This window comes from Bradyrhizobium cytisi (assembly GCF_008123515.1).
Taxonomy (GTDB): domain Bacteria; phylum Pseudomonadota; class Alphaproteobacteria; order Rhizobiales; family Xanthobacteraceae; genus Bradyrhizobium; species Bradyrhizobium cytisi.
In genome coordinates this window covers 73,285-90,920 of sequence record NZ_VSSR01000001.1, presented here as the reverse complement: position 1 = coordinate 90,920, position 17,636 = coordinate 73,285, and the positions used below count along the sequence as shown (strand labels likewise).

Genomic DNA, 17,636 nt, shown 5'->3' with positions numbered 1-17,636 from the left:
TGATGTTGGAGCGCCTGAGCGCACCGCGAGGGTCGGCAATTAGCCAACCGACCCTTCAAGCGAGATCGAGATCAGCTTCTGCGCTTCCACCGCGAACTCCATCGGGAGCTGCTGGAGCACGTCCTTGACGAAGCCGTTGACGACCAAGCCAACTGCTTCTTCCTGAGAGAGCCCGCGCTGGACGCAGTAGAACAGCACGTCTTCGGAGATCTTCGAGGTCGTCGCCTCGTGCTCGAACGTCGCCGAGGAGTTCTTGGCCTCGATGTAGGGCACGGTGTGCGCGCCGCATTTGTCGCCGATCAACAGCGAATCGCAGGCCGTGAAGTTGCGCGCGCCGGTCGCTTTCCGGTGCGCGGTGACGAGGCCGCGATAGGTATTCTGCGACTTGCCGGCGGCGATGCCCTTGGAGATGATGCGGCTCGACGTATTCTTGCCGAGGTGGATCATCTTGGTGCCAGAGTCGACCTGCTGGTAACCGTTCGAGATCGCGATCGAGTAGAACTCGCCACGGGAATTATCACCGCGGAGAATGCAGCTCGGATACTTCCAGGTGATCGCCGAACCGGTCTCGACCTGGGTCCAGGAGATCTTGGAATGGTTGCCGCGGCAGTCGCCACGCTTGGTGACGAAATTGTAGATGCCGCCCTTACCTTCCGAATTGCCCGGGTACCAGTTCTGCACCGTCGAATATTTGATCTCGGCGTCGTCATGCGCGACGAGCTCGACCACGGCGGCATGCAGCTGGTTCTCGTCGCGCTGCGGCGCGGTGCAGCCCTCGAGATAGGAGACGTACGAGCCCTTGTCCGCGATGATCAGCGTGCGCTCGAACTGGCCGGTGTTGCGCTCGTTGATGCGGAAATAGGTCGACAGCTCCATCGGGCAGCGCACGCCTGGCGGCACGTAGACGAACGAGCCGTCGGAGAACACCGCCGAGTTCAGCGTCGCGTAGAAATTGTCCGAGGTCGGAACCACCGAGCCCAGATATTTCTGCACCAGCTCGGGGTGCTCGCGGATCGCCTCCGAGATCGGCATGAAGATCACGCCGGCCTTCTTCAGCTCGGCCTTGAACGTGGTCGCCACCGAAACCGAATCGAACACGGCATCGACCGCGATCTTGCGGCGGGCCGGATCTTCCTCGCCCACCTTGGGCTCGACGCCCTCGAGCATGGCCACTTCCCGCAAGGGGATGCCGAGCTTCTCGTAGGTCTTCAGGATCTCCGGATCGATCTCGTCGAGCGAGGTGATCGTCTTCTTCGGTTTCGGCGCCGAATAGTAATAGAGGTCCTGGAAGTCGATCTTGGGATAGTCGACGCGCGCCCAGGTCGGCTCCGTCATGGTCAGCCAGCGCCGATAGGCCTCAAGCCGCCACTGGAGCATCCAGGCGGGTTCGTTCTTCTTCTCGGAGATGAACTTGACGGTCTCTTCCGACAGCCCCTTGGGGGCCTTGTCGGATTCGATCAGGGTCTCAAACCCATAACGATACTGGTCGACGTCGATGCGCTTGACGCGCTCGACCGTCTCTTGGACGGCTGGCATTCTATCCTCCGCTCGCGGTTTCAAGGACCGCGGTGGATCAAACTCGGACGAGTATTACGATGTTTCTTACGATGTTTTTTGGCGGAAAGCACGGGCTTAGAACCGTTCAAGCCGTGTTTCGTCGCTTAGCCTCTAAGTAGGGTATTGCCGAGCTTTCGCCAAGCCTCCAGGCACCGATTGATGTCCCCCGGCTGCGTGGACCAGCCCAGACTGAGGCGCACCGCTCCCTGGGCCACGCTGGCGTCGTACCCCATCGCCGAGAGCACGTGGGACGGCTGGACCTTGCCGGAGGAACAGGCCGAACCGGAGGAGACGGCGATGCCTTCGAGGTCGAAGCCGATCACGGCAGTCTCGGCCTTGAGCCCCGGCGCGGTGAACAGGACGGTATTTGGCAACCTCTTCACGTTTTCCGCGAAGATGCTCGCCCCGGCAATGCCCCGAATACCATTTTCCAAGCTGTCTCTTAGACTTGTCATGCGCTCCGCATCTTCCGGCAGAGCCTCAAGGGCGGCTCTCACCGCTGCCCCAAAGCCAGCGATACCGGCGACATTCTCGGTTCCCGCCCGCCGGCCGAGCTCCTGTCCGCCGCCACGCAGCACCGGCTCCAACCCGGCAAGCCCCTCGGCAACGACCAGCGCGCCGACGCCTTTGGGGCCGCCGATCTTGTGCCCAGAAGAGCTCGCAAAATCCGCGCCTACCGCGTTAATATTGAAAGCAATTTTGCCGAGCGCCTGGATCGCGTCGACATGCAGGAGGCCGCCCGCCTCGTGGACGATCCGCGCTGCTTCAGCCACCGGCTGGAGCGCGCCGGTCTCGTTGTTGGCCGCCATGATCGAGACCAGCGCCGGCGGGCCGGCGGCGACGAGCGCGCGGAGGTCATCGAGATCGACCACGCCAGATCGCGTGACCCGGATCTGGCCGATGTCGCTGGCCGGGAATCGACCGCCCGCCAGCACCGAGGCGTGCTCGACCGCGGAAACCAGGAGCCGCCGCACCGGCTCACCCGATCGGCTGCGCAAGCCGGGCGACAGCGCCAGCGCATTGGCCTCGGTTCCGGCGGAGGTGAACACCACGTTCCGCGGCAGAGCGCCGATGGCTGCCGCAAGCGAGCTACGTGCGTCCTCGACCAGCCGCCGCGCCTCCCGTCCCTCGGCGTGGACCGAGGACGGATTGCCGATCAGCTCGTAAGCGGCCAGCACCGCTGCACGCGCCTCGGCGCGCAGCGGCGTGGTCGCATTCCAGTCGAGATAGACGCGGCTTGGCATGCGTCCTCTTAGCACCTTTTCTCCTCGCGCCAATCAGCCGCCGCCGCACATCAGGCCGGCTGTTGCTGCGCAATTCCGCCAACGGAACGGGACTCCATCCGCAGCCCGAACAGGGGCCGCAGCCAGGCGATCCGACGCGCGATCTCGTCGCTCTTGATGTGAAACCGCCAGGACACGTAGAGCATGCAGACGTGGTAGAAGATCAAGAGCCCGAAGGCTAAAATCCGCACCCAATCCAGATCGATGCGTCGTTCCGAAATCGAAACTTGCTGCGGTGTTGACATGGTTCTCTGCTCCTTGACGGGACGGCAAACGCGGTTTTCGGGCCATGACTGACAGCCAAGATGCCCCCGAAACGGAGCGCGTCGAAACGGTTTGGGATCAGGACCGGGCGCTAGGGGACGAGGCGCCGGCGTCCGGGACGAGCGGTTGGCGCGGCGGGATCAGTGGCGAATGGACGATGTTTGCTGCGATCGCAGCCGTCGCGCTCGCCATCGGTGTCGTCAATGCGCTCTCGGGCGCGCAGGACGCCGCCTGGCGCGGCGACAGCTATGACATTGGCCGGCGGCTGTTCTGGGAGCTGTCGAGCATCATCGTCATCCTGCTGCTGGTGCCGATCCTGACGCTGGCCGTGCGGCGCATGCGCCAGGCACATGGGCTGGCGATACGGATCGGAATCGCTGCGGTCGCCGTGCTCGGCTTCTCGGCCCTCCACATCACCGGCATGGTGGGCTTGCGGAAATTCCTGCTTTGGCTCGCGGGAGGCGGCTACGACTTCCACTTCTCGCTAGCGGTGGTCCTGTACGAGTTCCGCAAAGATGCCGTCACCGCTCTGCTGCTGGGGGCAACGCTCTGGCTGATCGAAAGCCGGCGTGAGCTGAGGAAGGCCGCCCGCGCGGCCGCGTCCATGCCGGCCGCTGCGCAGGAGCAACCATCATCCGATCTGATCTGGCTCCGGGATGGCACCAGCCGCGTCCGCGTCGCGCCGCGTGACATCCTCTGGGTCGCCTCCGCCGGCAACTACATCGAATACATCCTCGCCAACGGCACCCAGCACCTGATCCGCGGCACGTTGGCCGCAACCGAAAGCGAGCTCGCCCGCTTCGCCATCGTGCGCGTGCACCGGACCAGGCTTGCCAATCTCGACCGCGTGAGCGGCGTCGACTTCAAGCCCTCAGGGGACTTCGAGCTCACGTTCGACAACGGGCAGACGCTCGGGGGCAGTCGCCGCTACCGGCCCGCGGTCGCCTCGCTTGGAGGGCGTACCGCACCTGTGTGAATCGTCACCGCCGATCGCCCGACGGTCGATAAATGATCGTGATTCCAATCAGTTGCCGCTACAGATGCGAACCGGGCCATGACCCCGCTCCACCCCGGCTGCCATTGGCATGACACCGCGATGATGAGCCTAAGTTCTTGAGCACATTGGCAGATGTCGAAGATGCTTGCTTTTAGCCCCGCAGCCTATGTTAGAACGCGGCCGTCAAGTCACCGCGCGCCATTTGCGCATCACCGCGAGGCGCACGCCTTCTCGTCCTTCCATTCGCGCTCTCGCCGGCGTCGCTGCCGATGAGGCCACAATCGGTTGATTGCGGAGAACCGCCTCTCCAGGACATCAATCAAGAGATCACCCATGCCTGAAGTTATTTTCACTGGCCCCGCCGGCCGCCTCGAAGGCCGCTATCACCCGGCCAAGCAGAAGAACGCGCCGATTGCGATGGTCCTGCATCCGCATCCGCAGTTTCACGGCACGATGAATCATCAGATCATCTACCAGTGCTACTACGCCTTCGCGCATCGCGGCTTCTCGGTGCTGCGCTTCAATTTCCGCGGCGTCGGCCGCAGCCAGGGCTCGTTCGACCACGGCACCGGCGAATTGTCGGATGCCGCAGCAGCCCTCGACTGGGCGCAGACGATCAATCCCGAGGCGCGCGCCTGCTGGGTCGCCGGATTCTCGTTCGGCGCCTGGATCGGCATGCAGCTTTTGATGCGCCGTCCCGAGGTCGAAGGCTTCATCTCCATCGCGCCGCCGGCCAACCTCTACGACTTCTCGTTCCTCGCGCCCTGCCCGTCGTCGGGCCTGATCGTGCACGGCGAGAAGGATGCGGTGGTGCCGCCGAAGGACGTCAACACGCTGGTCGAGAAGCTGAAGACCCAGAAGGGCATCGTGATCGACCAGCAGGTCATCCCCGGCGCCAACCACTTCTTCGACGCCAAGCTCGAGCCGCTGATGGAAACCATCACGGCGTATCTGGATATGCGCCTCGCCAACGTGCGCTGAGATTGACATGACCGCGTTCGTAGCCCTGCTGCGCGCGGTCAATGTCGGAGGTACCGGCAAGCTGCCGATGACCGAACTCAAGACGATGTGCGAAGAGCTCGGTTTCGGTGCCGTGCGCACCTACATCGCCAGCGGCAATGTGGTCTTTACCAGCCGCAAATCGGAATCCGCGATCAAAGCCGCGCTGGAAAAGCGTTTGCACACCTACGCCGGCGTGCCGCTCGGTGTGCTCGTGCGCAGCGATAGCGAGATGGCAAAGGTTTTGGCCGACAATCCGTTTGCCAAAATGGCGCCCAACCGCACGGTCGCGATCTTCCTCGACAAGGCGCCGCCCGCGGACACGCTCGCCGAAATTCGCGGTCAGAAGGGCGAAGAGGTCAAGCTCGGCCGCCGCGAGATCTACGTGCATTACCGCGACGGCATGGGGACTTCAAAACTCGTGATCCCCGCCGCCAAGACCGGCACCGCGCGCAACATGAACACCATCGCGACCCTAGCGAAGATGGCCCTGGAGCTCTAGCTAGCTGACCGAGGATGACATCGCCCGGTTCGGGAGAGAAACATTGAAGGCGTATCTGGTGCTCGACCTGTCGGTGAACGACGTCGCCGGCTTCAAGACATATATCGCTGAAATTCCCGCCTTGATCGCCAAGCACTCCGGGCGCTACATCGTCCGCGGCGTGGAGCCGACCACGATCGAGGGTGATTGGGCGCCCGAGCGCCTCGTCATCATTGAATTTCCGGAGCGCAAGAAGGCGCAAGCTTTCCTGGACGATCCCGACATCCAGGACCTCTTCAAGCTGCGCCACGCCACGACGACGAGCAAGCTGCTGCTTGCCGACGGCTGCACCTGATCGCTGTGGCGCCGCCTAGGCCAGCTTCAGCGCGACGATCCCCATCAGCACCAGCGCGATGCCCGCAAGCTTCATCGCGCTCAAGGCCTCGCCGAACAGCACGACGCCCATGGCGAAGGTTCCGGCGGCGCCTATTCCGGTCCATACCGAATAGGCGACGCCGACCTCGAGCACCTTCAACGCACGCCCGAGCAGGAAGACAAAGGCGGCGAGCAGCACCAGCGAAACGATGCTCCAACCGATGCGCGTGTAGCCTTCGGCATATTTCATCGAGATTGCCCAGCCGACATCGAGTGCGCCGGCGATCACCAGCATCAGCCAGGCCAGAGACTGCGACATAGCTCAGGCCGCAAGCTTCAAGAGATGAGCGTCGTGGCGCACCAGGAAGGCGCGCAGCAATTGCGGATAGTCGGCGTCGACCGCAGTGCGCACGCTCGGACGTTTTGCGAGCTCGCTCCGCCACGCGCGCACCTTGGGGACATCGCTGAAGATGCCATGCTCGGTTAGTTCATCGAACAGGTCGAAGTAGCGGAAGACCGGCGCGAACACCGCATCGACCAGGCTGAACGCTTCGCCGGCGAAGAACGGGCCTGCGCCCAGTGCCGTCTCGACGCGCGCGAACTTCGTCACCAGCGCCTGACGCTTGCTTTCGAACGTCGCGGGATCGGTCGTGGTCTCCAGGCCCCAGAGATCGCCGAGGATCGCCGAGCCGAACTCCATCCAGGCGCGGTGCTCGGCACGCTTGAGGGCATCGGCCGGATGCAGCTTTGCGCCGGCTTGCGTCTCCTCGATGTACTCGCAGATCACGTTGCTCTCGAACAGCGCGACCTCGCCCTTGTCGGTCGTCACCACCAGCACCGGCACCTTGCCGAGCGGCGAGAGCTTCAGGAACCAGTCCGGCTTGTTGACGAGATCGATATCGACCCGCTCGAACGGCACGCCCTTCTCCTTGAGCGCGATCACCGCGCGCTGCACATAGGGGCAAAGCTTGTGGCTGATCAGTTTGAGCGAAGCGGTCATGGCCAATCCGGCGGTTTGATGCAGTTGCATTAACATAGATGCACTTGCATGGACTCGTCAAGACCCCTGCGCCTCAGGGCCGCGCGATCACCCCGCCCGTCATCGGCATCGGCACGCCTGTCGTGCTCGGATAGGACAGCGGCAGGCCCTTCAGGCCGCGCGCGGCGAGGAAGCCGAAGGCCTGCGCCTCGATCGCGTCGGAGGCCCAGCCGAGCGTCTCGGCTGCCTCGACGGTGGCCGTGCCGACCCGCTCCCGCAGCAAGCGCAGCATGGTCAGGTTGCGGGCGCCTCCACCGCAGACGATCCAGCTTCGCGGCCGCCGCGGCAGCAACGGAATGACGCGCGCGATCGCAGCCGCAGTGAAAGCGGTGAGCGTCGCGGCGCCATCGGCCGGCGGCACATCGCCCAGCTTCAGCGCGACAAAATCGTTGCGGTCGAGCGATTTCGGCGGCGGGCTTGCGAAGAACGGCAATTCCAGCGCGCGGGCGATCCAGGCCTCGTCGGCCTTGCCGAGCGCCGCAAACTTTCCTTCCGTATCGAACGCCTGGTTCATGGTGCGGTACATGAAATCGTCGAGCAGCGCGTTGCCGGGCCCGGTGTCGCAGGCGATCAGCGTGTCGTTGCCGTCGATATAGGTGATGTTGGAGACGCCGCCGATATTGACCACGACGATCGGCCCTTCGCGCGCCAGCGAATTGGCGAGCGCCCGGTGGTAGACCGGCACGAACGGCGCGCCCTGCCCGCCGGCCTCGACGTCCGCCGCGCGGAAGTCGTGCATCACGGGGATATGGATGGCTTTGGCCAGCGCCAGCGCATCGCCGATCTGCACCGTCAGCCGCCGCTCGGGCCGGTGCAGCACGGTCTGGCCGTGGAAGCCGACGATGTCGATGTCCTCCGGCTTCATCCGGTTCTGGGCGACGAAGGCGGCCACCGCCTCGGCATGCGCCAGCGTTACTGCGCGCTCGGCCTCGGCCAGGATCCCGGGCCGGGCATCGCGTTGCGGCAGATGCACGGCCTCGGACAGCGCCTGGCGCAGCAGGTTGCGCTCCGCCGGGCTATAGGGCCGGTAGCCGGACGGCCCGAACGCTTTCACCTGCTTTCCGTCGGTTTCGATCAGCGCGACGTCCACCCCGTCCAGCGAGGTGCCGCTCATCAAACCGAGTGCCGTCAACATCATGGATCAGCGTCCTCAAAACCCTTCCTCCGGCATGCCGATCTTGTGCCAGAGGGACACATCTTATAATGCCACAGCGCCAAGTGGCGGGCAGCAATCCAGTTCCGGCGGAGGACCCTTAAATTGCTCCCAAAACAGTAAACCAAGAATTGTCAGGCATGCCGACAGATGACTGCATTTAAATCGGATTTCCTCAACACCCTGCAGGAACGTGGTTTCATCCACCAGTGCTCCGATTTCGAGGGGCTGGACGCGCTCGCCGCCAAGGGCGAGGCGATCGCCTATGTCGGCTACGATTGCACCGCTCCTTCGCTGCACATCGGCAACTATCTGACCATGATGCTGCTGCACTGGTTTCAGCAGTCCGGCAACAAGCCGATCACGCTGATGGGCGGCGGCACCACCATGGTCGGCGACCCCTCCGGAAAGGACGAGACGCGCGCGATCCGCACCGTCGCCGAGATCGAGGCCAACAAGGCTTCGATCCGGGGCGTGTTCGCAAAAGTGCTGCGCTACGGCGACGGCAAGAGCGACGCCATCATGCTCGACAATGCCGAGTGGCTGACCAAGCTCAACTACATCGACATGCTGCGCGACGTCGGCCGGCATTTCTCGGTCAACCGCATGCTGACGATGGATTCGGTCCGCCTGCGCCTCGAGCGCGAGCAGGAGATGAGCTTCATCGAGTTCAACTACATGATCTGCCAGGCCTACGACTTCGTCGAACTGGCCAAGCGGACCGGCTGCCATTTGCAGATGGGCGGCTCCGACCAATGGGGCAACATCATTATGGGCGTCGATCTCGGCCGCCGCATGGGTACGCATCAGCTGTACGCGCTGACCACGCCGCTGCTGACGACCGCATCGGGCGCCAAGATGGGCAAGACCGCGCAAGGCGCGGTGTGGCTCAACGCCGACCAGTTTTCGCCGTATGATTTCTGGCAGTACTGGCGCAACACCGAGGACGCCGACGTCGCCAAGTTCCTGAAGCTGTTCACGACGCTGCCGATGAGCGAGATCAAGAAGCTCGAAGCGCTCGGCGGCTCGGAGATCAACGAGGCCAAGAAGGTGCTCGCCACGGAAGCGACCGCGCTGCTGCATGGCCGCGACGCAGCGAACGAAGCGGCCGAGACCGCACGCCGCACCTTTGAGGAAGGCGCACTCGCCGAGAGCCTGCCGACGGTGGAAATTCCGCGCGGCGAGCTGGAGGCCGGACTCGGCGTGCTCAACGCCTTCGTCAAGGCGGGCCTCGTCGCCTCCAATGGCGAGGCACGGCGCCAGATCAAAGGCGGCGGCCTGCGCGTCAACGACGGCCCCGTCACCGACGAGAAGATGGCGCTGTCGGCTGCCAATCTGACGCCGGAAGGCGTGATCAAGTTGTCCTTCGGCAAGAAGAAGCACATCCTGCTCAAGCCTGCATAGGCGTATGAGCTTTTGATGCTTGTCAGGGCGCGTCGATGCGCGCTCCCTGACGGCAATGGATCAGAACACGCCCCGGGAAACGTCGACGGAACAAGGAAGCACGCAGCAGGACGCGGTGCGCACCGCGCTTGTCGTGCTCGCGCTGTGCTTCACGCTGGCCGTGCTCGGGCGGGGCTTAAGCGAAAGCTTCACCGTCTTCCTCAAGCCGATCTCCGAAAATTTCGGCTGGGATCGCGCGCAGGTGGTTTCGATCTACTCGCTGACCTGGCTCATCAGCGGACTGACTGCGCCGCTGGTTGGCCGCCTGTTCGATCATTCCGGACCGCGCATCGTCTACGCGCTCGGCCTGCTGCTGCTCGGCTCGGCCTTCCTGATCGCAGGCCATGCGCAGGCGCTCTGGCAATTTCAGCTCTCGATCGGATTGTGCGTCGGCATTGGCGTCGCCTTTATCGGCAACGTGCCGAACTCGATCCTGCTCGGCCGCTGGTTCGGGCCAAAGCTGCCGACCGCGATGGCGGTGGTGTACTCGGCGATGGGCGGCGGCGTGCTGGCGCTGCTGCCGGCCTCGCAGCTGCTGATCGATCATCTCGGTTGGCGCGAGACCTATCAGGTCTACGGCTTCGCCGCGCTTGGTCTGCTGGTGCCGCTCATGCTGCTGCCGTGGCGCCTGTTCGCGTTGGGCTCGCCTCATGTCGTCAAGAAGACCGATCCGGATTTCATCGACGACGGCTGGACGCTTCTGAGCGCGATGCGTCACCATGCCTTCTGGGCGCTGTTCTCGACCTTCTTCTTCACCGCCGTCGGCATGTATGCGATCGCGGCCCAGATCGTGGCCTATCTGATCGATGCGGGCTTTCCCCCGCTCCAGGCCGCAACCGCCTGGGGTTTTTCCGGCGTGGTGCTGGTGTTCGGCATGATCGGGGTGTCCGCGCTCGACGGGCTGATCGGGCGCCGGCCGTCCGTGCTGCTGAGCTACGCGATCTCGATCCTCGGCATCGCCCTGCTCTGGCTGTTGCAATATTCGCCGAACCTCATCCTGCTGACCGGCTTCGTCGTCTGCTTCGGCAGCATGATGGGCTCGCGCGGACCGCTGATCACCGCAACTGCGATGAAGATTTTTCGGGGCAAGCGGGTCGGCACCATCTACGGCACGATCTCGATCGGCAGCGGTTCGGGCTCGGCCTTCGGCTCCTGGAGCGGCGGCCTGATCCATGACGCCACCCACGGCTATAACGCGCTGCTCGTGTTCGCACTTGCGAGCGTGGTGCTCGGAATGATCCCATTCCTGATCGTGCCCGCCTTGCGGCGCTAGGTTTCCCGGAGGTAACCTGAACTCATTCGCGTCACCGGGGAACTACGGGCGGGCACGACGCGTAGATGCTCAGAAAATGCGGATGGCGCGCGGCTAAAATCACAGCCTGCGGTGTTTTGACCGATATGACAAAAATGTCAGCGCAAATTGACCTGGCGCAGCTTGCAGGGCGGAACCGAATGCGGTCCTAGTCGCAGCATTGGATGGAGGGCACAAACCAATGAACTTTCCTTATCTCACTCGCTTTCAGCCGGTTCTCTTGAGCCTGTTTCGCTTCATCACTGGACTGCTGCTGTTCCAGTACGGCGTTGCCAAGCTGTTCAAGTTTCCTGCGCTGCCCTACTTCGCCGACATCCCGCCGCTGATCTATGCGGCCGGCACGCTCGAGCTGGTGCTCGGTGCGGCCCTGATGCTCGGCCTGTTCACCCGGCTATCAGCTTTCATCCTGTCGGGCGAAATGGCGTTCGCTTACTTCATGGGCCACATGCTCAAGACAGGCACGCCGGTGCTCCTGCCGCTGCTCAACGGCGGCACCGCCGCGATCCTGTTCTGCTTCGCCTGCCTCTACGTCTCGGCAGCGGGCGGTGGTCCGGTCAGCGTCGATGCGCTGATCGGCAAGGAGAGTGACGCACCGGGCGGCGCCTTCGCGCGGCGCTGAGGCGCGCGCAACCGATCCGCAGACCCGGCACTGGCATTTCGCCGGTGCCGGTTCAGCGCGAGCCCAGCACGTTCCAAATGAGAACGAGGGCCGCCACAAGAAGCACGGACATGACGATGCGGTGAACGAATCGGTTCATTGCCCGTCCAGCCAGGCTCGATCACAATCAAAGTCTGAAATCTTTCTGTTCCCGCAAAAATACCGGCGCACGGCATCGCGTCGCGATTTGCCTGCACGATTGCGCATAGGGCTGCGAAGGATCACCCGCGCGGCGGCCGCGCGCACGCCTGTCTTCATGATTGGTAAGAACTTCATGTTAGCCATGAGAGCAATAACAAACATGTCGTAGGGGCTGTGATGAAGCTGCTGAGCCATCTGAAGATCCGCACCAAGCTTGCCAGCATGGTGTGCCTCGCAGCCCTCACAGTCACGGCCATCATCGCGGGATCGACCGTGCTCAGCAAGAGCCGCATGATGGACGACCGGGTCCAGCAGATGAAGGCCGCGGTCGACCTGCTCCACGGCCTCGCGCAGAGTTTCCAGGATGACGCCGCCGCCGGCAAGATGACGGCGGACGAGGCCAAGCTGCAGTTTCGCCAGCGTGCCCGCAACATGAAGTTCGGCGGCGGCCAGGGCTATCCTGTCGTCTACAATCCCGACACGTCGATCCTGGTCAACGGCGCCAATCCGCAGCTCGAAGGCAAGATCACAGGCGCCAAGGATTCCAATGGCGTCCTGATTGCCGATGCTCAGCTCAACGCCGCCAGGCAGGCGCCGCAGGGCGGCGTCACATCCTATCTCTACCCGCGTCCCGGCCAGACCGAGCCCGTCCGCAAGACCGTGTTCGTCCGCCAGTTCACGCCCTGGAACGCCACGATCAGTTACGGCCTCTATGTCGACGATATCGACGCCGACGTGCGCGCGCTCACGCTCGAGCTCGCCGCGATCGGCGGCGGCCTGATGCTGCTGATAGCGCTGTCCTGGCTGATCGCCCGCGACGTGCTCAGCGCACTCGACCGCCAGAAGACCCGCATGCAGGACATCGCCGACGGCGCCATCGACAAGCCGGTCGAGGAGACCGATCGCGGCGACGAGATCGGCCGCATGGCCGAGACGCTCGAAGTGCTCAGGCAGACCGCCTTGACGGCGCGCACGCTGGAAGCCGAACAGGTCGCGGCCAAGGCCCGCGGCGAGCAGGAAAAGCGCGACGCTTTGATTTCCCTCGCCGACCGCTTCGATGCGTCGGTCGGTCAGCTCGTCGGCCTGATGGCCTCGGGCTCCGGCGAGCTGGAGACCACGGCCAAGTCGATGTCGTCGACCGCCGAGGGCACCAACCGCCGCGCCGCCGTGGTCGGCTCGGCCGCGACCGAAGCCAGCCAGCGCGTCCAGACGGTGGCGGCCGCCGCCGAAGAGCTCTCCTCCTCCATCACTGAAATCAGCCGTCAGGTCGCGCAATCGGCCGAAGTCACCGGCCGCGCGGTCGAGAGCGCACGCCACACCGACACCATCGTGCGCGCGCTGTCCGACGGCGCCCAACAGATCGAGCACGTCGCCGAGCTGATCTCTAGCATCGCCGCGCAGACCAATCTGCTCGCGCTCAATGCCACCATCGAGGCCGCGCGCGCCGGAGAGGCCGGCCGCGGCTTCGCCGTCGTCGCCTCCGAAGTGAAATCGCTGGCGAGCCAGACCGCGGAAGCCACCCGCGAGATCGGCGACAAGATCGCCCAGATCCAGGGAGCGACCAAGGAGGCCGTGGACGCCATCGGCGGCATCACCGCGACCATCGAGGAGGTCAGCCGCATCGCCACCTCGATCGGCGCCGCGATCGAGGAGCAAGGCGCTGCCACCGCCGAGATCGCCCGCAGCGTCTCGCAGACCGCCGAGGCGACCAAGGAAGTCACTACCAACATCACTGGCGTCAGCACGGCAGCCAACGAGACGGGCAATGCCGCGGGCATGGTCCTCACTGCCGCGTCAAACCTCTCCAAGCAGGCCGAGCAGCTCTCGGGCGAAGTTGGCACGTTCCTGGCGGGCGTGCGCGCGGCGTAAACGGCGCGGTCTCGATTGGTCCGGACCGTACCGTGCGACCGCATTCGTGGCCTATCCTTCGAGACGATCGCTTCGCGATCTCCTCAGGATGAGGTCGTGCTTATGGTGGGATTCGATATCTGGCAGCAAGACCTGACCTCATCCTGAGGGCTCGCCGGAGGCGGGCGTCTCGAAGGATGGCCACAGATGATTTGAGCCGCGACGAAGCGGCCTTCTGCGCTTAACGCTGCGAGAGCTTGCAACCGCTCGACAGCGGCCTTGCCGTGGTCGTCGGGCTGTCGCCAGACTGCGACGACGGCAGCTCGTCGAACGGCGTGTTCTGTTTGCCGGTGTTGAACTCGAAGATCTTGCGGAACACGCCGGGCACCATCGCGGAGATCGGATTGACGCGCATCACGGGAGCCGCAGGCGTGCCGACGACCTCGTAGGTGACGCCGATCAGCCCCTCCTTGTCGCCGCCGCCGAGGAAGAGGCCAAATAACGGGATCTGGCCGAAGATGTTGTTCACGCCATACATCGGCACGAAGGTGCCGCTCATGCACACCTGGTTGCCGGGATAATCGATCGACCCCTCGATGGTGGCGCCGATCATCGGCCCCTTGACCAGGCCATCGCGGACCGTGAGCGCGCCGTTCTGCCGGGTGAACTCGGCACGCAAGGCGCTGAAGGAAACGCCGCTGCCCCCCGGAGTGCCGTTCGGCGCGCCCGCGGCGACGCGCTCCAGCTGCGCCTCGCCCTTCACCGTGAAGTCGCGCACGTTGATGAGACCTTCGCGCGCCGTGGTCGGCTCGGATGTCGGCGGCTCCATCGCCACCACCATCTGGCCGCCGATCGCCTTGGTATAGGTGTCGGTGAACTTCAGCAGCGATCCGGCATCATTGGTCTGGAGATAGATTACCTCGCGGCTGCCCTGCGCACGCCCGCCGCGCAAGTCCGCCGCTACCGGCGTGTTCTGGCCGATCCGGCCGCTCAGCGAGAACGCCTTGATCGCCCCGCTGCGTTTCGACACCTTGGCATCGACGCTGCGCATCGCCTCGCCGTTGAAGCCCGCGACCGTACCGAGTTTCATGTCGATGTCGAAATCGACGTTCTTCAGCTTGCTCTTGCCGTCGTCCTTGGAATTGCCTGAGATCGCCGACTTCAGGAAGCCGCGGCCGTCGAAGACGTCGCCGCGCATCGTGCCACGGACCACGCCGTCCTGACCGCGCTCCACCTTCAGCGACGTCTTGTCGCCATCGGACGGCGCGTAGATCGGGAAGTTCGCATTCATGAGGTCGCCGTTCGGGTCGACTTCCAGCGAGCCCTTGATCGAGGCGCCGCCGCCTTCGATGACGATGTCATCGAGCCGGGTCGACTGTGCCGTCGGCACCACCTTGAACGTCGCCTTGCTCGACTTGCCCGGCAGCTTGACCCAGCCGGGCAGGATGTTGTCGAGCTTGACCGAGGTGAGGTCAGCCTCGATGCCGAGCTTCGTGGTCTGGTCAGGGCCACCGGCAATCCTGCCCGACACCTTGACCGGCACCGACCCGCTGACGGCAGGACTGAGGTCGAAGCCAAGGCGCGCACGGCCGGCGTCGTCCAGCGTCGTCTGCAGCTTGACGTCCGCATCGCCATCGGTCGCCTTGCGGTAGTCGAGCGAGGCCGCCTGCCCGTTGATCTTGACGTCGCCCTTGACCTGGTAGCCCTGGTTGTTGGCGACGATCTTGAGATTGTTGGCCTCGAGCTTCTGGTTCATCACCAGCTTGTCGGCAGCAAAGCCGTTGAGATCGGCAGTGACGGCGTAGACGGTGTCCGCCCTGGTCAGCTCGCCCTTGACCGGCAGGCCGAGCTGGATATTGGCCGTGAAGGTGCCCTTGGCCGTGTTGGGATCGACGACGGTCGACGACAGATCGCTCAGGCGATCGTTGGACAACATTTCGGCCGCCGCCGGCACCGGACCATCGACACGGAATCGGGTCCGCGACGGCGAGGGTTTCGGCGCCATGTCCGGCACCTCGAAGGTGAAGTCGGAGATGGTGATCTTGCGGCCCGCGGGCGTGTCGGCAATGCCCTGAGCGATATTCACGGTGGCGGTGCGTCCGGTCACGTGGGCCTTCAGATCGGCGTCGTGCACAATCGGCATGCCGTCAACGGGACGAACCGCGACGCCGCTTGCCACGATGTTGACCGACAGGCCGTCATCGGGAATGGGCGGTCCCTTGCGCGGAAGGTTCCGCGTCGGCGAGTTGATGCCGACCTCGATGCGTTGAAGCGTGCCGCGCTCGATCCGCTCGATCACCCATTGGCGCAACTCGGGCACCACCAGTGTCGGCCACATCCGCTTCAGCGCGGAGGCCGACATCGGCGTTCCCGCAAAGCCGAGCGTCAGGCGCGGCTCGCCGGAATAATCGATCGCGCCGGTGCCGGCGACGCCGATCTCGCCGTTGGAGATGTCAGCCTGCGTCAGCAGCATGCGCTTGTGATCGGTGTCGAAGCGGAAGCCGATCGCGATACGGTTGAAGACGAGCGGCGGCTCGTTGTCGATGCCACCGAGCAGGATCGAACCGCCGCTGAAGCCGAGCTGCCAGTCGTTGGTGGTGCCGTTGGGCGGCTCGAGGTGGGCGAGCAGAGTCATGCGATTGGCGCCGGAGATGATCTTGAACGGTGCGACCAGCACCCGCCGTCCCGCATCCCACTCGACGTTGATCTCGGCCGAGTCGATCGCCATCGGATAATCGGGCGTGTCGGTGTCGATGATATTGCCCGCGCCGATCATGACCTTGCCGCGGAAGAACGTCGGCACGCCGTCGCGGCCGAGCTCACCCTTGAGCTCGCCGGTCAGAGGCAGGTCGGCCGTATAGGTGAGGTCCTTGACGCGCAGCGCGAGCAGGATGTTGGCGGTCGAGACCTTGTCGGCGCGGATATCGATCGAGCGTACGCCATTCTCGCTCGGTCCGATCGTGGCGCGCAGCGACCACGGGCGCGCGCCCTCTTCGCCGAAGCTGAGCGCGACGCCGCCATGGGTCGGTCGGCGCAGGCTGAGCGTGATGTTCTCAAACGTCCATTTGCTGCCGCGCTGCTGATCGTCGACGATCAGATTGCCGTTCTTGAGACCGATCTCGTTGAGGTTCTGGCCGTCGAGGCCGGTCAAGCTCAGGCTGTCGAGCCAGTCGAGGCCCTGAAGAATTCCACTCTGCGCGACCGGCTGAGGTGCGGCCAGGGACGCGTCGGGGGTCGCAGGCGCCATCCCGAAGGGCGGCGGCGGAACGCCATTGCGCGGGAATGTCGGCGGCAGGCCCGCTTCCTTCTTGGACGCGACGCCGGTTGCGAGCGGCTTCGCCGTGTCGCCGGCTGACACCGTGACGGTCCCGTCAGGTGCGATCCGGATCGCAAGCTCGGCATCGACGAGGTTGAGGCTTTCGGCGCGCAGATGTCCGGTGAGAAGTGCTGCCCCCGACAGCCGCACCTCGGCCTTCGGTGCGCTGGCGACGATGGCATGGTCGTGATCGCGGACGATGATGTCGCGGATACGCACAGCAATCCGGACCCGCCCGGCGCGCTCGATCTGGGTGCCGCCGACCTCCACGGTGTTACCGTGGCCAATATTGTCCTCGATGGCAGCGGCGAGCCAGGGCGTCGCCAGGTCGAGATTGATCGGACCGGCACCAAGGCGCCACCACAGCGCTCCAAAGCAGCCGACGAAGATGACGATCAGGGCGCCGAGGACGAGAGCCATCCAGCGCAGCCAGCGTCCGCTCGGCAGCACCCGCCGAAACGCTGAGAAACCGTCACCGACGGGGATGCGCGAACTGGAACGCGACAACAGGCGGCGTGCGCGATGACCCGCCTCCTCTTCCTGGTCTTGATCCCAGTCGGCCTCGTCCCATTCCGGCAGCGTGTGATGACCGCCGCGCCGATCGACGTCCCGATTGTGATCCTGGGGCGACGTATTCCTAGCCATTGCCTCTCGATACAGGCGCCCGTCATAGGATCGAGCGCCGCCGGGACCGCAGCCGTCGACGGGAATCGACGCTTCCCGCCCCGGCATTGGCGCCATACCTCGAATGTTCCTGCTGTTCGTCATTT

The 17,636-nt window shown here is 64.5% G+C and carries 16 protein-coding genes; 8 read left to right on the top strand and 8 right to left on the bottom strand.

Features of this window, described 5'->3' with window-relative positions; genetic code table 11:
- Window positions 1–39: 39 nt before the first annotated feature.
- From sufB to FXB38_RS00380, 3 genes are all read right to left on the bottom strand, one after another.
- Window positions 40–1,536, bottom strand: a complete 1,497-nt coding sequence (gene sufB / locus FXB38_RS00390; RefSeq protein ID WP_148748802.1) for a Fe-S cluster assembly protein SufB — start codon at window positions 1,534–1,536, stop codon at window positions 40–42.
- Between the two features lie 125 nt (window positions 1,537–1,661).
- The gene (locus FXB38_RS00385) at window positions 1,662–2,801 is read right to left on the bottom strand and encodes a cysteine desulfurase family protein (RefSeq protein ID WP_148748801.1); all 1,140 of its coding nucleotides are present in this window, start codon (window positions 2,799–2,801) and stop codon (window positions 1,662–1,664) included.
- Window positions 2,802–2,851: 50 nt separating this feature from the next.
- Complete coding sequence (locus FXB38_RS00380) at window positions 2,852–3,085, bottom strand: hypothetical protein (RefSeq protein ID WP_246229564.1); 234 nt, start codon at window positions 3,083–3,085, stop codon at window positions 2,852–2,854.
- Window positions 3,086–3,129: 44 nt separating this feature from the next.
- Between FXB38_RS00380 and FXB38_RS00375 the strand changes: the two genes are divergently transcribed.
- From FXB38_RS00375 to FXB38_RS00360, 4 genes are all read left to right on the top strand, one after another.
- Window positions 3,130–4,080, top strand: coding sequence for a LytTR family DNA-binding domain-containing protein (locus FXB38_RS00375; RefSeq protein WP_148748800.1), 951 nt, complete (start codon window positions 3,130–3,132; stop codon window positions 4,078–4,080).
- Window positions 4,081–4,434: 354 nt separating this feature from the next.
- Window positions 4,435–5,082, top strand: a complete 648-nt coding sequence (locus FXB38_RS00370; protein WP_007591562.1) for an alpha/beta hydrolase — start codon at window positions 4,435–4,437, stop codon at window positions 5,080–5,082.
- Window positions 5,083–5,089: 7 nt separating this feature from the next.
- Entirely contained in the window at window positions 5,090–5,602 is a 513-nt protein-coding gene (locus tag FXB38_RS00365; RefSeq protein WP_148748799.1) for a DUF1697 domain-containing protein, read from the top strand.
- 43 nt (window positions 5,603–5,645) lie between these two features.
- The gene (locus FXB38_RS00360) at window positions 5,646–5,936 is read left to right on the top strand and encodes a DUF1330 domain-containing protein (protein ID WP_148748798.1); all 291 of its coding nucleotides are present in this window, start codon (window positions 5,646–5,648) and stop codon (window positions 5,934–5,936) included.
- Window positions 5,937–5,951: 15 nt separating this feature from the next.
- Here FXB38_RS00360 and FXB38_RS00355 read toward each other — a convergent pair whose 3' ends face one another.
- The 3 genes from FXB38_RS00355 to FXB38_RS00345 form a co-directional block, all read right to left on the bottom strand.
- Entirely contained in the window at window positions 5,952–6,275 is a 324-nt protein-coding gene (locus FXB38_RS00355) for a DMT family transporter (RefSeq protein WP_148748797.1), read from the bottom strand.
- Window positions 6,276–6,278: 3 nt separating this feature from the next.
- Window positions 6,279–6,956, bottom strand: coding sequence for a glutathione S-transferase family protein (locus tag FXB38_RS00350; RefSeq protein WP_148748796.1), 678 nt, complete (start codon window positions 6,954–6,956; stop codon window positions 6,279–6,281).
- A 73-nt stretch (window positions 6,957–7,029) separates the two neighbouring features.
- Window positions 7,030–8,133: an anhydro-N-acetylmuramic acid kinase gene (locus tag FXB38_RS00345; protein ID WP_148748795.1), complete on the bottom strand. Its 1,104-nt coding sequence runs from the start codon at window positions 8,131–8,133 to the stop codon at window positions 7,030–7,032.
- A gap of 165 nt (window positions 8,134–8,298) precedes the next feature.
- Between FXB38_RS00345 and tyrS the strand changes: the two genes are divergently transcribed.
- From tyrS to FXB38_RS00330, 3 genes are all read left to right on the top strand, one after another.
- A complete protein-coding gene (gene tyrS / locus FXB38_RS00340) occupies window positions 8,299–9,552 on the top strand; it encodes a tyrosine--tRNA ligase (RefSeq protein WP_148748794.1) in 1,254 nt (417 codons plus the stop codon).
- 55 nt (window positions 9,553–9,607) lie between these two features.
- Entirely contained in the window at window positions 9,608–10,864 is a 1,257-nt protein-coding gene (locus FXB38_RS00335) for an MFS transporter (RefSeq protein WP_148748793.1), read from the top strand.
- A 220-nt stretch (window positions 10,865–11,084) separates the two neighbouring features.
- Window positions 11,085–11,522, top strand: coding sequence for a DoxX family protein (locus FXB38_RS00330; RefSeq protein WP_148748792.1), 438 nt, complete (start codon window positions 11,085–11,087; stop codon window positions 11,520–11,522).
- A gap of 135 nt (window positions 11,523–11,657) precedes the next feature.
- Here the strand turns inward: FXB38_RS00330 and FXB38_RS00325 are convergent, their stop codons facing one another.
- The gene (locus FXB38_RS00325) at window positions 11,658–11,897 is read right to left on the bottom strand and encodes a hypothetical protein (protein WP_148748791.1); all 240 of its coding nucleotides are present in this window, start codon (window positions 11,895–11,897) and stop codon (window positions 11,658–11,660) included.
- On the opposite strand from FXB38_RS00325, the gene FXB38_RS00320 reads away from it, so the two are divergent.
- Window positions 11,880–13,571, top strand: a complete 1,692-nt coding sequence (locus tag FXB38_RS00320) for a methyl-accepting chemotaxis protein (RefSeq protein ID WP_148748790.1) — start codon at window positions 11,880–11,882, stop codon at window positions 13,569–13,571. The two genes, FXB38_RS00325 and FXB38_RS00320, sit on opposite strands and share 18 nt — an antisense overlap.
- Window positions 13,572–13,791: 220 nt before the next feature.
- Here FXB38_RS00320 and FXB38_RS00315 read toward each other — a convergent pair whose 3' ends face one another.
- On the bottom strand, window positions 13,792–17,598 hold the full coding sequence (locus FXB38_RS00315; RefSeq protein WP_187434582.1) for a YhdP family protein: 3,807 nt from the start codon (window positions 17,596–17,598) through the stop codon (window positions 13,792–13,794).
- Window positions 17,599–17,636: the final 38 nt, after the last annotated feature.

Coding starts and splice junctions, on each gene's coding strand:
- tyrS (WP_148748794.1), top strand. CDS start 8,299: ATGACTGCATTTAAATCGGATTTCCTCAACACCCTGCAGGAACGTGGT.
- FXB38_RS00325 (WP_148748791.1), bottom strand. CDS start 11,897: ATGGCTCAGCAGCTTCATCACAGCCCCTACGACATGTTTGTTATTGCT.
- FXB38_RS00365 (WP_148748799.1), top strand. CDS start 5,090: ATGACCGCGTTCGTAGCCCTGCTGCGCGCGGTCAATGTCGGAGGTACC.
- FXB38_RS00320 (WP_148748790.1), top strand. CDS start 11,880: ATGAAGCTGCTGAGCCATCTGAAGATCCGCACCAAGCTTGCCAGCATG.
- FXB38_RS00335 (WP_148748793.1), top strand. CDS start 9,608: ATGGATCAGAACACGCCCCGGGAAACGTCGACGGAACAAGGAAGCACG.
- FXB38_RS00385 (WP_148748801.1), bottom strand. CDS start 2,801: ATGCCAAGCCGCGTCTATCTCGACTGGAATGCGACCACGCCGCTGCGC.
- FXB38_RS00355 (WP_148748797.1), bottom strand. CDS start 6,275: ATGTCGCAGTCTCTGGCCTGGCTGATGCTGGTGATCGCCGGCGCACTC.
- FXB38_RS00345 (WP_148748795.1), bottom strand. CDS start 8,133: ATGATGTTGACGGCACTCGGTTTGATGAGCGGCACCTCGCTGGACGGG.
- FXB38_RS00370 (WP_007591562.1), top strand. CDS start 4,435: ATGCCTGAAGTTATTTTCACTGGCCCCGCCGGCCGCCTCGAAGGCCGC.
- FXB38_RS00330 (WP_148748792.1), top strand. CDS start 11,085: ATGAACTTTCCTTATCTCACTCGCTTTCAGCCGGTTCTCTTGAGCCTG.
- sufB (WP_148748802.1), bottom strand. CDS start 1,536: ATGCCAGCCGTCCAAGAGACGGTCGAGCGCGTCAAGCGCATCGACGTC.
- FXB38_RS00380 (WP_246229564.1), bottom strand. CDS start 3,085: ATGTCAACACCGCAGCAAGTTTCGATTTCGGAACGACGCATCGATCTG.
- FXB38_RS00315 (WP_187434582.1), bottom strand. CDS start 17,598: ATGCCGGGGCGGGAAGCGTCGATTCCCGTCGACGGCTGCGGTCCCGGC.
- FXB38_RS00375 (WP_148748800.1), top strand. CDS start 3,130: ATGACTGACAGCCAAGATGCCCCCGAAACGGAGCGCGTCGAAACGGTT.
- FXB38_RS00350 (WP_148748796.1), bottom strand. CDS start 6,956: ATGACCGCTTCGCTCAAACTGATCAGCCACAAGCTTTGCCCCTATGTG.